The 13,695-nt window shown below is 71.7% G+C and carries 17 protein-coding genes; all 17 read right to left on the bottom strand.

All coding sequences use genetic code 11. The features are described 5' to 3' along the window. Nucleotides 1–186: 186 nt before the first annotated feature. On the bottom strand, nt 187–1,362 hold the full coding sequence (locus JUB10_RS07320) for a flagellar hook protein FlgE (RefSeq protein ID WP_207455043.1): 1,176 nt from the start codon (nt 1,360–1,362) through the stop codon (nt 187–189). Nucleotides 1,363–1,408: 46 nt separating this feature from the next. Next, entirely contained in the window at nt 1,409–1,822 is a 414-nt protein-coding gene (locus tag JUB10_RS07315) for a flagellar hook assembly protein FlgD (protein ID WP_207455042.1), read from the bottom strand. A gap of 7 nt (nt 1,823–1,829) precedes the next feature. Further along, on the bottom strand, nt 1,830–3,068 hold the full coding sequence (locus JUB10_RS07310) for a flagellar hook-length control protein FliK (protein WP_207455041.1): 1,239 nt from the start codon (nt 3,066–3,068) through the stop codon (nt 1,830–1,832). Continuing rightward, nucleotides 3,065–3,694 (bottom strand): C40 family peptidase, encoded by a 630-nt coding sequence (locus JUB10_RS14870; protein ID WP_207455040.1) that lies wholly within the window; start codon nt 3,692–3,694, stop codon nt 3,065–3,067. Before JUB10_RS14870 ends, JUB10_RS07310 begins: the two co-directional genes overlap by 4 nt. Continuing rightward, a complete protein-coding gene (locus JUB10_RS07300; protein WP_207455039.1) occupies nt 3,691–4,119 on the bottom strand; it encodes a flagellar FliJ family protein in 429 nt (142 codons plus the stop codon). The genes JUB10_RS14870 and JUB10_RS07300 overlap by 4 nt, the downstream gene beginning before the upstream one ends. Beyond that, the gene (locus JUB10_RS07295; RefSeq protein ID WP_207455038.1) at nt 4,116–5,429 is read right to left on the bottom strand and encodes a FliI/YscN family ATPase; all 1,314 of its coding nucleotides are present in this window, start codon (nt 5,427–5,429) and stop codon (nt 4,116–4,118) included. The genes JUB10_RS07300 and JUB10_RS07295 overlap by 4 nt, the downstream gene beginning before the upstream one ends. Then, complete coding sequence (locus JUB10_RS07290) at nt 5,426–6,049, bottom strand: FliH/SctL family protein (RefSeq protein WP_207455037.1); 624 nt, start codon at nt 6,047–6,049, stop codon at nt 5,426–5,428. Before JUB10_RS07290 ends, JUB10_RS07295 begins: the two co-directional genes overlap by 4 nt. Beyond that, nucleotides 6,039–7,055, bottom strand: a complete 1,017-nt coding sequence (locus JUB10_RS07285) for a flagellar motor switch protein FliG (protein ID WP_207455036.1) — start codon at nt 7,053–7,055, stop codon at nt 6,039–6,041. Before JUB10_RS07285 ends, JUB10_RS07290 begins: the two co-directional genes overlap by 11 nt. Next, entirely contained in the window at nt 7,052–8,644 is a 1,593-nt protein-coding gene (gene fliF / locus JUB10_RS07280; protein ID WP_207455035.1) for a flagellar basal-body MS-ring/collar protein FliF, read from the bottom strand. The genes JUB10_RS07285 and fliF overlap by 4 nt, the downstream gene beginning before the upstream one ends. Then, nucleotides 8,644–8,943 carry a flagellar hook-basal body complex protein FliE gene (gene fliE / locus JUB10_RS07275; RefSeq protein ID WP_207455034.1) on the bottom strand — a complete coding sequence of 100 codons (300 nt, stop codon included), beginning with the start codon at nt 8,941–8,943 and terminating at the stop codon, nt 8,644–8,646. Before fliE ends, fliF begins: the two co-directional genes overlap by 1 nt. Continuing rightward, on the bottom strand, nt 8,943–9,335 hold the full coding sequence (locus JUB10_RS07270; RefSeq protein ID WP_207455033.1) for a flagellar basal body rod protein FlgC: 393 nt from the start codon (nt 9,333–9,335) through the stop codon (nt 8,943–8,945). The genes fliE and JUB10_RS07270 overlap by 1 nt, the downstream gene beginning before the upstream one ends. Continuing rightward, entirely contained in the window at nt 9,335–9,676 is a 342-nt protein-coding gene (gene flgB, locus JUB10_RS07265; protein ID WP_207455032.1) for a flagellar basal body rod protein FlgB, read from the bottom strand. Before flgB ends, JUB10_RS07270 begins: the two co-directional genes overlap by 1 nt. A gap of 111 nt (nt 9,677–9,787) precedes the next feature. Then, on the bottom strand, nt 9,788–10,069 hold the full coding sequence (locus JUB10_RS07260) for a hypothetical protein (protein WP_207455031.1): 282 nt from the start codon (nt 10,067–10,069) through the stop codon (nt 9,788–9,790). Further along, entirely contained in the window at nt 10,069–10,476 is a 408-nt protein-coding gene (fliS, locus tag JUB10_RS07255) for a flagellar export chaperone FliS (RefSeq protein WP_307859137.1), read from the bottom strand. Before fliS ends, JUB10_RS07260 begins: the two co-directional genes overlap by 1 nt. Further along, on the bottom strand, nt 10,473–11,816 hold the full coding sequence (gene fliD / locus JUB10_RS07250; protein WP_207455030.1) for a flagellar filament capping protein FliD: 1,344 nt from the start codon (nt 11,814–11,816) through the stop codon (nt 10,473–10,475). The genes fliS and fliD overlap by 4 nt, the downstream gene beginning before the upstream one ends. Nucleotides 11,817–11,907: 91 nt before the next feature. Then, nucleotides 11,908–12,765, bottom strand: a complete 858-nt coding sequence (locus tag JUB10_RS07245) for a flagellin N-terminal helical domain-containing protein (protein ID WP_207455029.1) — start codon at nt 12,763–12,765, stop codon at nt 11,908–11,910. 109 nt (nt 12,766–12,874) lie between these two features. Beyond that, the gene (locus tag JUB10_RS07240) at nt 12,875–13,678 is read right to left on the bottom strand and encodes a sigma-70 family RNA polymerase sigma factor (RefSeq protein WP_207455981.1); all 804 of its coding nucleotides are present in this window, start codon (nt 13,676–13,678) and stop codon (nt 12,875–12,877) included. Nucleotides 13,679–13,695: the final 17 nt, after the last annotated feature.

Here is a 13,695-nt window from a genome sequence, read left to right as displayed (position 1 = left end):
TGGCGCTGGTACTTGCTGCACTGTCGGCCGCCGTGTGGCATCCGTTAGTGAGGCCGCAGATTTTTCTTCGACACGCCGCGTGGCATCCCCGCTCGGGGGTCACGGATGGGGCATGCGAGCGGCTTACCCGGAACGACGAAGCGCCCGCCGACACGTGGTCGACGGGCGCTTCCGGATGCTTCGGCGTCAGCGCTTGAGGCTCGTCAGCTCCTGCAGCACCTCGTCGGAGGTCGTGATGATGCGGGCGTTCGCCTGGAAGCCGCGCTGCGCGACGATCAGGTTCGTGAACTCGGCGGAGAGGTCGACGTTCGACATCTCGAGCGCACCCGCGACGAGCGCGCCGGTGCCGCCCTGGCCGGGAGCGCCGACCGTCGCGTCGCCCGAGTTGACGGTGGGACGGTAGGCCGAGCTGCCGGTCTTCTCCAGGCCGCCGGGGTTGACGAAGTTCGCGAGCGCGATGCGGGCGAGCGGCACCTTGTCGCCGTTGGAGAAGCTGCCGGTGAGGATGCCGTCCTTGCCGAGGCTCCAGCTGGTGAGGGTGCCGGAGGGGCTGCCGTTCTGGTCGGAGATGCTCACGCTTGCGGGGCCGCTCCAGTTGGTTACGCCGCTGAGGTCGACAGCGATGCCGTCGACCGTCAGGGCTCCGCCGCCGGTTACGCGTCCGTCCACGAATGTGATGTTCGTAGTCTGCGTGGTGCCGTTCGCGTCCTCCGCCGCGGCGCTCCAGACGCCGTTGGCGTCGCGCGAGAAGCTGACGGAGAGGGTGCGCTCCGCGCCGCTGGCGTCGTACGTGACGATGTCGCGCACGAGCTCGGTGCCGTTGGGGGCGTCCGAGGGCAGGTTGCCCGTGACGGTCGCGCCGGTGGTCGGGGTCGGCGCGCTCACGGCATCCGTCGGCAGGGTGATCGGGCCGAGCACGCCGCCCTCGTTGAGCTGCCCATTCACCGACTGCCACCCCTGCACGATCGCGCCGTCGGGAGTGACGAGGCGGCCCGCGGTATCGAAGTCGAACGAGCCGGCGCGCGTGTACAGCGTCTCGCCGCCCGCGTTGACGATGAAGAAGCCGTCGCCCGCGATCATCAGGTCGGTCGCACGGCCGGTCGACTGCGTCGCGCCCTGGGTGAAGTTCGTGGAGATACCGGCGACCTGCACGCCGAGACCGATCTGTGCGGGGTTCGTGCCGCCGACCTCGGCCTGGGCGCCGCCGGCGCCCTGCACCACCTGCGACAGCGTGTCCTGGAACTGTGTGGAGGAGGACTTGAAGGCGGTCGTGTTGACGTTGGCGATGTTGTTGCCGGTCACGTCGAGCATCGTCTGGTGGGCACGGAGGCCCGAGATGCCGGAGTAGAGGGAGCGGAGCATGGCGGCTGCCTTTCGGTGAGGACGGAAGAGGTGTGGGGGTCTGGGGTCAGGCGGTGATCGCGCTGACGGCGTCGAGGCGGACGGTGGCGTCGCCGACCTTGACCATCGGCACCGAGTCGGCGAAGTCGACCGAGCTGGCGGTGCCGGTCACGGCCTTGCCGTCGGCGTCGAGGTAGCTGACGGTCTTGCCGACGAGCCCGGAGGCGGCGATGCGCATCTGCAGCGAGAAGTTCTCCTCGTTCAGCGAGGTGAGCTTCGTGATCTGCTCCATCTGAGCGAGCTGCGTCGTCTGGGAGATCATCTGGTTGGTGTCCATGGGCGAGCTCGGGTCCTGGCTGCGCAGCTGGGTGACGAGCAGCTGCAGGAACACCTCGCTGTCCATGGTCTGCTTGGGCGCGGTCCTGCTCGTGCCCTGCGTGTAGAGGGACGAACCGGCGAGGCCGTCGATCGACGAGGTCATGGCGCTCCTAGGCGTAGAGGTCGAGGCCGGCGATCGCCGGGCTGGTCGGGGGAACGGATGCCGGCAGCGCGGCGCCCGTCGTGGTCGAGGTGGCCGCCGGGTCGCGCGGCGGCGGTGCGGCGTTCCCGCGCCGGTCGTCGTGCGCGCCGCCGCCGCGGCCGTTCTGGCCGCCTGCGCCGTCCTGACGTGCAGTGTCCTGCCGGGCGGCGTCCTGGCGGGCCGCGTCCTGGCCGGGGCCGTCGTGCGCGGACAGGTCGAGGGTCGCGGAGCCGCTCGCTACCGCCAGGTCGCGCCGGAGGTCGCCGAGCACCGAGCGGAGCGCGTCGCGCCCGGCGTCCGTGGGCGCGTAGAGCTCGACGCGCAGCTGATCGCCCGCGACATGCGCGCGCACCGTGACCGGGCCGAGGTCGTCCGGGGCGACCCGCACCGTGATGACGTGGTCGCCGTCGCCCTGCGTGATGACCGCGGCGACTGGCCCGGTGAGTTGCGTCGCGAGGGTCGGGGCCGGCGCAGCGGGTGCGACGGGGGCCGGCGGCGCCACCGAGGCGGCGGAGGCCGGCGCAGCCGGTGCGGGCGTCGCGGGCAGTGCGCTGGGGGCGGTCGTCGCCTGCGGTTGCGCGGGCTCGACGGGAGCGTCGGCGACCCGGGTGCTCGCCACGGCGCGCGGAGCGACCGCCGGGGACGGAGCCGAGACCGCGATGGACGGTGTCGTCGCCGCTTCGGGGGCCGGTGCGACGGCCGCCGGCGCGGGGTTGGTGGCCGCAGTGGCCGGCACGGCGGCGGCAACGGAGGGGGCGGGCTCCGACGTCGTCACGGCCGGTACCGCCGAGGGGGCAGGCGTGGAGGCTGCCTGCGCGTCCGGCACCGCGACATCCGGCAGCGAGAGCTCGTTCGAGGCGGGCGCCACCGCTGCCGGTGAGTCGGGTGCCTCGGTCGGGGTCGCCTCGGAGTCGGTGACGGTGCTCAGAGCGGGCGCAACGCTTGCCACCGGCGGAGCGGGCGGCGTCATGCCGAGCGGCAGCATGGGCAGGAGCGGCGCGGGCGCCGAGGCATCCGTTCCCAGCTCGTCCGCCCCGGCGGCGCCGGCGGCGAGCGCGGGAGCGCCGTCGGCAGGCGCCGGTGCGGCGAGGGCGTCGGTGAGCGTGCTGAGCAGCGCGTCGAACGTGCCCTCGAGCGACGATGTCGCCGTCGCCGAACCCGCGGCGGGAGTCACGAGGGGCAGGGCGGCGTCCGCCCCGACCCTCATCGGCCCGCTCCCGACAGGGTGCCGAGCATCGTCGAGCGGAGCGCGGCGGCGATGTCGGCCTGCGAGGCGGCGGCCGGTGCGGTCGCGCCGGCCTCCGCGGGGACGAGGCGGCGGATCGTCATCTCGTTCTCGTTCCACCACAGGTCGGCGATCTGCACGTCCTTGCCGGCGCGCGGAGCGTGCAGCATCTTGCCGTCGCCCACGTAGATGCCGATGTGGCTGTTGTCGTCGGCGACGACGAGGTCGCCGGGCTTCGCCTCGGCGAGCGAGGGGATCTCCTGCCCGAGCGCGCCCTGCCCCGAGACGAGGCGTGGCACGTCGATGCCGAGGTCGGCGAACACGCGCTGCACGAGGCCGGAGCAGTCCATGCCCTCGCGGGTGGTGCCGCCGAAGACGTACGGAACGCCGAGGTACTGCTTCGCGGCGGCGACCACGGCGCTGCCCGTGGCCTCGCCGGTCGTTGGGAGCAGCGAGTTGGTGTCCTCGACGCCGGCAGCCGAGAGCACGGAGGCGAACTCGGTGGCGGATGCCGCTGAGGCGGCCGACGCCGCACCACTCGTGCTCGGGGTGGCGCTGAAGCGTGCGGCGAGCTCGTTCATGCGGGCTGCGATGTCGGCGACGCTCACGGCTGATCCTCCCTGCGGGGCCGGCGAAGGGCGAACTCGTCGAGCTCGAGCTGTTCACGGCGCTCGTCCTCGGCGCGGAGGTGCTCGGCGTGCCGCGTCGCGAGCTTCTCGAGCGCGGCGGTCCGGGCGCGCGCGGCGGTATAGCCGTTCGAGGCCTCAGCCAGTCGAGCGCTCTCCGCCTGCTGCAGCTCGTCGAGTGCGGCGAGCATGTTGCCCGCGGTGGCTCGGCCGGCGGCGACGGCGCTGAGCGCCGCGGCATCCGTGACGTCAACGAAGCTCTCGCGCAGGCCGTCGCGCACCTTGAGGCGCCTCGCGGAGGTCTCGCGGGAACGGCGCACCGCACCCTCGAGCGTCGCGCGGGCCTCGTCCTCACGGATCTGGCGCAGCCGCAGGAGGCCCGCGAGCGGGAACTGTCGGGCGCTCATGCGGCGACCTCCAACCGGGCGGCGAGGGCGGCGAGCTGAGCCCAGGCCGCAGCGGCGGGGGCGGGCTCGTCCATCCGCTGACGGAGGAGGGCGTCGATCGCGTCGGCGTTCGCGAGGGCGCGGTCGACGAGCGGGTTCGAGCCGGGATGGTAGGCGCCGATGTCGAGCAGGTCCTTCACCCCGTCGCGGGCGGCAAGGGCGGAACGGACGGCCGTGACCTGCGCGAGGCGCTCGCGGGAGGTGACCTTGCTCGCGAGGCGCGAGACCGACGCGAGCGCGTCGACGGCCGGGAAGTGACCGGCGACGGCGAGCTTGCGGTCGAGCACGACGTGCCCGTCGAGGATCGAGCGGGCGGCATCCGCGATCGGCTCGTTGTGGTCGTCGCCGTCGACGAGCACCGTGTAGATGCCGGTGATCGAGCCGGTGCGGGCGGTGCCGGCGCGCTCGAGCAGACGCGCGAGCACGGCGAACGTCGAGGGCGGATACCCGCGGGTGGCGGGCGGCTCGCCGACGGAGAGGCCGACCTCGCGCTGCGCCATCGCGACGCGGGTGAGGGAGTCCATCATGAGCACGACGTGACCGCCCGCGTCGCGGAAGGACTCTGCGATGCGGGTGGCGAGCTGCGCCGCCCGCAGGCGCACCACGGCCGGCTCGTCGGAGGTGGAGACGACGACGATCGAGCGCGCGAGACCCTCGGGCCCGAGGTCGTCCTCGATGAACTCGCGCACCTCGCGACCGCGCTCGCCGATGAGCGCGATGACGGAGATCTCGGCCTCCGTGCCGCGGGCCACCATCGAGAGCAGGGACGACTTGCCGACGCCCGAGCCGGCGAAGAGGCCGATTCGCTGACCACGTCCGATCGGGGTGAGGGTGTCGAGCACGCGAACGCCAGTGTGCAGCGGGGTGTCGATGCGGGCCCGGTCGAGCGCGTTCGGGGGCTCGCCCGCGAAGTCGATCTCGTCGGCGCCGAGCGGACCGAGTCCGTCGATCGGGCGGCCGAGGCCGTCGATGACGCGGCCCAGGAGGCGCGGGCCGACCGGCACCCGCGGCGGGGTGCCGAGCACGGCGGGGTCGCCGACGCGCAGGCCGTCGAGCCGGCCGAGGGGCATGCAGCGCAGGCGGTCCTGCGTGAGCGCGACGACCTCGGCGGGAGTACCGGCGGTGCCGACCGCGACGAGGTCGCCGATGGCGCCGTCGAGACCGGTCACCTCGATGCCGAGTCCGACGACGGCCGCGACGGTGCCGACACGGCGGGGGCGGGCGGCGCGGACGGCCGCGTCGAGGCGGCGGTCGAGGAGGGCGATGCTCACGCGGCCACCTCCTCTTCGTCGAGGGCCGCGGCCGGCGCGGGCTGCTCACGGAGGGCCGCGAGAGCGGCGTCGAGTGCGGTGCGCACCCGGGCGTCGAGGAACCCGCCCGGGAAACGCGCGACCGCGTCGCCGCGCTCGAGCGCCGGGTCGGGCTGGACGCTGTGACCGAGTGCCTCGATGGCGCTCCTGTCGATGAGCGCGAGGTCAGCGGGATGCAGTGCGATCTCGAGGCGCACGCTGAAGTCGCGGTCGGGCAGCACCCGGTCGAGGGCGGCGCGGGCAGCGGCCTCGGGCTCGGTGAGCCGGTGCCCGAGGATCGCCTCGGTGAGGCGACCGGCTCCGTCAGCGAGGGCGTCGACGACCTCTTCGAGCGCGGGCACGGTGGCGCGGGAGATCGCGGCGGTCGCGGCCTCGAGGGCGGCGAGCTGCTGCTGCATCCGCGTCTCCAGGGCCGCGTGGCGCGCGGCATGCGCGGCGTCGAGCGCGCGCGTGCGGGCGTCGAGTTCGGAGGCGGCCCGGCGGAGTCCCTCCGCGTAGCCCGCGGCGAAGCCGCGCTCCGTCGAGGCCGACCGCGAGTTCACGGCGGGGAACTCGATAGCGGCGAAGGCGTCAGTCGACATCCGAGCCGCCTCCGTCCCGGTCGACCTCGATCGAGCCTTCGGCGTGCAGCTCGCGCATCGAGCGGACGATGACGGCGCGGGCCTCCTCGACGGCGGACTGCTTCGGCGTGCCGAGCAGCTCGATCTCCTCGGCGAGCAGCTCCCGGTTGCGTCCGGAGATGTTCGCGGTGATCAGTTCGACGATGCGCTCGTCCGCGCCGGACATCGCGGCGGCGAGGCCCGCGGGCTCGATCCCGCGCAGCACCTTCTGCACGTCGCGCGGAGCGAGGAACAGGATGTCGTCGAAGGAGAGCAGCTGGGCGCGGATGGCGGCCGCGAGGGTGGGGTCGAGCGCCTCGATGTCCTCGAGCAGCGATTTCTCGAGGGCGACGTCGGAGCGGTTGATGATCTCGACGAGCGGAGCGATGCCGCCGATCTGCTCGTCGTTGGGCGCGGCGGCGACGGTGGCGCGCAGCCGGTCCTTGAGCACGTCGGCGACGATCGACGCCGCCTCGGGCGTGGGGGTGCCCATGGTCGCCATCGCGCGGGCGACGCCGACCCGGTCGGACGGCTTCAGCCCGGAGATGACGACCGACCCGGTGGTAGCCGGCAGCTGGGCGAGCACGAGCGCGATGGTCGCGGGCAGCTCGCCGTCGAGCAGCAGCACGAGCTTCGGCGGCTCGACGTCGGCGAGGAACTCGAAGGAGGCGCCGGCGACCGACGTCGCAACCTTTTCCATGACGCCGGCGGCCTTCTCGGTGCCGAAGGTCGCCTCGAGCAGCGCCGTGGCGACCTCGTGACCGCCGCGCGTCTGCGACGGGCCCTCGACCGTGAGTCGCTGGAACTCCTCGAGGGCGGTCGCCGCGAGGTCGCTGTCGACGCGGCGCAGCCGCACGACTTCGGCGGCGATCTCCTCGGCCTCGAGCTCGTCGAGGCGCTGCAGCACCGCCGCCGCCCGCTCCTGCTCGAGCTGCATGAGGACGATGGCGGCCTTCTGGACGCCGGTCAGATCGCGCTGGGGGCTCATCGGTTGCTGCGCTCCTCCATGAGACTGCGGAGGAGCTCGGCCGTGCGGTCGGGGTCGCGGACGGCCATCGACGCGATCTCGGAGCGAGCGCGGTCGCTCGGGCTCGGCGGGTTGTCGAGCATCTCGAGCGGGCTCGGCTCGGCCGCCGCGCGGAGCTGCACGGTCGGGGCGGTCTGCTGCTCCACGGCCTCGCGCATCACGGCGAGCTCGCCGAGGTCGAGCGGCTCGCGGTCGGCGATGCGGCGGCTGCGGCGGACGAGGATGAGCGCGCCGATCGCGAGGACGAGCACGACGGCGATCGCGATGATCGCGGTGCGGATGAGCCCGGCGATGCGGTCGGCCTCCTCCTGGGCGGCGGCGTCGCGGAGGGCCTCGGCGGCGGTGTCGGCGGCGGCCGTGCTGAACGGCATCGCCTGCACCGTGACGACGTCGCCGCGGCCGATGTTGACGCCCGCCGCGGCGGCGACGAGCGACTCGATGCCGGCGACGTCGACCATGCCGACCGCGTCGGAGTTGATCGCCACGGAGACCGTCTGGCGGGTGATCTCGCCGGCCGGGATCGTCATGACCTCGGTGACCTTGTCGACCGCGTTGTTCCGGGTGGTCGACTCCGACGTGTAGGTGCCGTCGCCGGTGCCGCCCTCGGGCACGGCGATGTTGTCAGGGCCGAGCACGCCCGCGCCGGTGCCGGCGCCCGAGCCGGTGTAGCTCTCGGTGTCGGTCGATTCACTCAGCGCCGGGGCATCCGCCGGCACCTCGTACGACTCCGTCGTGCGCTGACCGGACTGCATGGTCGGGGTCGCCGACACGACGACGGTCGCGTTGCCCGCGCCGACGACCTCGTCGAGCATCGCCTGAACGGAGGCCTGGGTCTGCGCCTGGTAGTCGGCGAGCTGCTGGTCGGAGCCGCCGGTCGCGCCGACGCCGACGGCGGAGAGCACGCGGCCCGCCGAGTCGGTGATCGCGACGTTCTCGGGCGCCAGTCCGTCGACACTCGCCGAGACGAGATTGGTGACGGCTTGCACCTGCTCCGACGAGAGGCCGGAGCCGCTCGTCGCGACGAAGACGGATGCCGTCGGAGGCGTCGTCTGCTCGGCGAACACCGTCTCCTCGGGGATCGCGAGCTTCACCGACGCGGTGTCGACGCCCTTGATCGCCTCGATGGTCTTGGCGAGCTCGCCCTCGATCGCGCGCTGGTAGGTGACGTTCTGCTGGAACTCCGAGCTCGTGACGCCCATGTCGTCGAGGAGGGAGTAGCCGTCGGACTGGTCGGAGGGCAGGCCCGCGGCCGCCGCCTCCATGCGCTGGTCATAGACGGATGCCTCGGGCACGAGGATCGTCGACCCGCCGTCGGACAGCTGGTACTCGACGCCGTTCGCGCGCAGCTGCTCGACGATCGCGCTGGCATCCGACCCGCTGACACCGGAGAAGAGGGGCACGAGCTTCGGCGCGGTGAGCCAGGCGGAAAGGGCGACGACGGCCGCGACGAGGAGGCCGGCGCCGAGCACGGCGAGCACCTTCTGGGCGAGCGAGAACGAGCGAACGGCGGCGAGGAACTTCGCCCAGGTGCCGGTGACGACAGCCGGCATCAGGCCTGCATCCTCATGATCTCGTTGAACGCGTCGACGCCCTTGTTGCGCAGGGTCGAGATGAGTTCGAGCGAGACCTGCGCGCGCGTGGCGGCGATCGTGGCGTCGTGGATGTCGCTCAGGTCGCCGGTCACGGCAGCGACGGCGAGGCTGTCGGCGGTGCCGAGCTGGCCCTGCACGCCGTCGACGGCCTGGGCGAGGGTCGCGGCGAAGTCGGAGCCGGAGGTGCTGGGCGCGGCAGGCCGGGTGATCGACGGGGCGGCGAACGCCCCGTCGATGGCGCCGATCGAGAAGGTCATCAGCTGCGTCCGATCTGCAGGGCGGCGAGGTAGGTCTCGCGAGCGCGGTCGACGACGGCGGCGTTGGCCTGGTAGCCGCGTTGGGCCATGATCAGGGCGCCCATCTGCTCCGACATGTCGATGTCGGGGTAGCGCACCATGCCGTCCTCGTCGGCGAGCGGGTGGTCGGGTTCGTAGACGAGCCGGCCCTCGGCGTCGCCGTACGCGGCACCGGCGACGTGCACGCCGGAGGTGCCCTCGCCCGCCTGCGCGACGATGTAGCGCGCCTGGAACGCGTCCTCGTTCGTGCTCGTCGCGGTGTTCATGTTCGCGAGGTTGTCGGAGACGGCGTCGAGCCACTTGCGGTGCACGGTGAGGGCGCTGCCGGCGATGCCGATCGCGTCGAAGGTCATCAGTTCGTCCTCAGCGCCGAGCGGACGGTGGAGAACTCGAAGCCGACCGCGGTGCTCGCGAACTGGTAGCGCAGCACCGTGTCGATGTTCGACAGCGTCTCGGTGTCGAGGTTGACGTTGTTGCCGTCGAGGCGCGTGGGCTCGAGCGAACGGGCGGTGCTGGCGGCGGCGCGACCGTCTCCCGCCTCGACCGAGGCCGTGAGGGCATCCTCGAACGTCACCCGCTGGGCCTGGTAGCCGGGGGTGTTGACGTTCGCGATGTTCTGCGCGATCGCCCGCTGGCGCTGCGCGAGCGCGTCGAGGGCGCTCGTGAGCGCGGTGGTGGTCACGGATGACAGCACGCGGATGGTCTCCTCGTCGCCGAGCGGGCCCGTCCGTGGCCTGGGGAAGGTGGAGCCATCCGTGGCTCGTCGTGTCTTATCGGCAGGTGCGCGAGCGCTGTTAGGTGAGACTCAGCCCTGGATGTCGAGGTAGCGAGGAGAGGTGTCGCCGGATGACGCGGAGCGCACCGTCGCGAGGTGCTGCGCGACCGCGGCGCGCTCGTCGCTCGTGCGCCGGATGGCTGCGGCGAGGTGGTCGCGCACCTCGTGCATGCGTGCCAGCAGGTCGGCCGGTGGCCGCCCGAGGCCCTGCGGTGGCTGCCACGGCTGCGTCGACTCCGCGTACTGTTCCGCGGCGGTCTCGAGCTCCGCGAGCACGTCGAGCCACGCGTCGCGGCGCTCCGCCTCGGTCATCAGCCGACCCGGGCGACTGCCACGGGAGCCACGGACTGTTCGAGGGCCTGCGTCCACGCCTCGCGCAGCGGTTCGAGCAGGCGGATGCTCTCGCGCGTGCGCTCAATGTCGCGGTCGATGTTCGCGGAGATCAGCGCCTGCGACACGTAGCCGTAGATGGCCAGAAGGTCCTTCGCGCCGTCCCACTTCGTGACGTCGAGCGAGGACTGAAGCTCGGCCACTATCGCCTGGGCGTGCAGCAGGTTGACGCGGGCGGTCTCCCAGTCGGCGCGCTGCTGGCCCTGCTCGGCGCGGGCTAGGTCGAGGAGGAGCCGGTCGTACAGCATGACGAGCAGGCGGCCGGGGCTCGCGGAGAGCACGGCGGCCTCGGTTATAGCGCGGCGGGCGGCGACGGGGGAGGTGATCACTTCTTGGCTCCGGTGTTGTTCGTACCGAGGGTCGCGAGCTGGCCCTGGAGCCAGGTCTGCTGGGACTGGAGGTTGCTGAGCTGCACCTCGAGCTGGGCGTAGGTGCGTTCGAGGGTGCTGCGACGGGACGCGAGGCGGTCGTCCCAGCTCAGCACCTGGTCGCCGAGGGACTTCACGAGGTTCTGCTGCCCCGTGATGCGGCCGGTGATGGTGCCGTCGAACTTGTCGGAGGCGGCATCGCCCACCTTCTGCACGCGTGCAGCGATCGCCGAGAGCGTGCTCTGAACCGCGGCGGGGTCCTTCGCGAGCGCCTCCTTGAAGGCGGCGTCGTCGAACTTGATGGTGCCGTCGCGCTGCAGTTCGATGCCGATCTCACTCGGCGACCGGTCGTTCACCGGGTAAGAGATCGCCTCGGTGAGTCCCGTGCGCACTGACCGCGCCGTGCTGTCGCCGGTGAAGATGCCGGCCTTGGTCGAGCTCGCGCCGGTCGACGACGTCGTCGACGTGACGGTGCTGTTCGCTGTGATGAGCGAGAAGACGGAGTTGATGTCGTCGACGAGCTTCTTCGCTGCCGCGGTCTGCGCGTCGACGTCGGAGCTGACTGCGATCGTCGCGGCGGCGGTGGTCTTCTTGCTCACCGTGATGTCGACGTTCGGGAGGACCTCGGCGAAGGTGTTGGTCGACGACGTAATCGTCGTTCTTACGGCGGGGTCGGGTGAGTCGGCCCAAAGGGTGAGCTGCGCGTCCGAGGCGGCAGTTACGAGGTCGGTATCGAGGCTCGTGGTGAAGGTGGCGGCCGCGCCCGTGTCCTTGCTCGAGAGCTGGATCCGGTATTGAGCGGTGCCGTCGGCCGCGGTGCCGCTGCGGACCTTCAATGCGGTGATGCCGGCGGTGGCGCTGTCGTTGATGCTCTTGACGACGCTGTCGATGCTGGTCGGATCGAGGGCGATGGTCTGGGTGGTGCCGCCGCGGGTGATGTCGAGTGTCGAATCACCGCCCCAAGAGGTCATTGACTTCGAGACGCTGACCTGGCGTGCGGCGACGGCGTCGACGGTGATCGCCATCGAGCCCGGCGCGGCTCCCTGCTTCGTGGCGACGGCGATCGAGTCATCCGTCGAGGTGCCCTTGGTGAGCGCGAGGGAGCCGGCCTTCGCGAGGTTCTCGGCGGTCGTCGTGACGGATGCGACGCGGGTGTTGAGGGTCTGCAGCGCGGAGATGAGCGTCTGCGTCGAGCTCACCTTGTTGGTGAGGATCGTGCGCGGAATCGCCTCGACCGCCATGAGCGAGTCGATCAGCGCGGTCGTGTCGAGACCGCTCGCGATGCCGTCGAGCGAGACCATCGCGTCCTCCTCGGTGCGTCCGGTGGTCGTGGAAGGCAGAAGGGACGATCGACGCGGTTTGTGCCGTCGCCGATCGCCCCCTGCTCAGCTACTAGCCGAGGAGCTGCAGAACGCCCTGGTTCGACTGGTTCGCCTGCGCGAGCATGGCGGTGCCGGCCTGCGACAGGATGTTCGCACGCGTGAACTTGACCATCTCGGACGCCATGTCGGTGTCGCGGATGCGCGATCCTGCGGCCGACAGATTCTCCGAGGAGACCTGGAGGCTGCGGATGGCCGACTCGAAGCGGTTTTGCACCGCACCGAGGTCGCCACGAGCCGCGGAAACAGCGGTGATCTGAGCATCGATCAGGGCGATGGAATCCGCGGCGCCACCAGCGGTGGTGAGGTCGACTCCATTGAGTCCGGTCACCACCGTGTCAACGTCGGCGCCCGTGAGATTGATGGTGATCTGGTTGGACTCGTCAGCGCCCGCGCCAACCTGGAAGCTGAGGGAGGTTCCGTTAACCGCTCCTGCCGCTCCGTCCGTGTCGCCGGCGAGCAGGTAAATCCCGTTGAAGTTGGTCGTCTCGCCGATGCGGGTGAGCTCCTCCGTGAGGGCCGTCACTTCAGCGGTGATAGCTTCGCGGGACTGCTCGTTGTTGGAGTCGTTACCGGCCTGCACCGCCAGGTCTCGCATACGCTGCAGGATGGTGTGAACCTCGGTCAGCCCGCCTTCCGCCGTCTGGATGACGCTGATGCCGTCCTGCGCGTTGCGGGCGGCCTGGTTGAGGCCGCTGACCTGCGAGCGCAGGCCCTCCGAGATCGCGAGGCCGGCGGCGTCGTCAGCCGCGCGGTTGATGCGCAGACCGCTCGAGAGCTTCTCGAGCGACTTCGACAGGTCGTTCTGCGTGTTGCTGAGGTTGCGGTACGAGTTGAGTGCCGCAACGTTGGTGTTGATCTGCATGCCCATATTGGTTTCCTCCCTGATGCATGACGGTTACCGAAAGGCCATCCGTGGCCTGACGAGGGGAGCTATCGGCGGCGGCGCGGGAGCCGTTAGCGCGATAGCAGAAGTTTTTTCACGAGACGGACTGACCCGCCGCGAGCGGCGTGCGCGGACCGAGTCGCAGCAGCGCGTTCTCCGCGAGGCGCGCGAGGTACGCGGTCCGGGCGGCGGTCGAGGCAGCGGCGGCGGGAGCGGGAACGCCCTCGTCGCCGTAGTGGTGCGTCAGCCCGTCGCGCATGAGCTTCATCGCCTGCGTGCGCTGCTGCGACACCGCCGAGTGCGTCACGCCGAGCTCGTCGGCGATCTCGCCGACGGGGCGGTCGTGCACGTAGATCTGCTCGACGATGTAGCGCATCTTCTCGGGCAGGGCCTCGAGCGCCGCGCGCAGGTGGCGGAGCCGCTCCGCCTGCAGGGCGCTCTCCTCGGGCATCGTCTCCCGCGAGACGAGCACCGTGTCGACCTCGTCGAGAGTGGTGACGGTGCGCGCGGCGTCCGTCAGCGTGTCCTTCGCGGTGTCGCGGTCGACCCCGAGCGACTCCGCGATCTCGTCGACGGTGGGCGTGCGACCGAGGGCGTGGGTCAGGGTGTCCTGAACCGCGAGCGTCTCCTTGATGCGCTTGCGGGTGCCGCGGCCGGCCCAGTCGTTGGCGCGCATCTCGTCGGCGAGGGCTCCGACGATGCGCCGACGGGCGTAGGCGCCGAAGGGCACGCCGAGCGTGTCGTCGAATGAGTCCGCCGCCGTGATGAGGGCGAGCGACCCGGCCGAGGCGAGGTCGTCCCGTGAGAGGTGGGTCGCGCGGGCGGCCACCTCGCTGACCAGATACCCGACGAGGGGCAGGTTCTCGACGACGAGCGCGTTGCGTTCCCGTCTGTCCACCATGGCGTTTCCCCGTC

This window comes from Desertivibrio insolitus (assembly GCF_017355965.1).
GTDB lineage: Bacteria > Actinomycetota > Actinomycetes > Actinomycetales > Microbacteriaceae > JAFIQW01.
The sequence above is the reverse complement of the archived record's forward strand: the minus strand, read 5'-3'. Positions and strand labels throughout refer to the sequence as shown.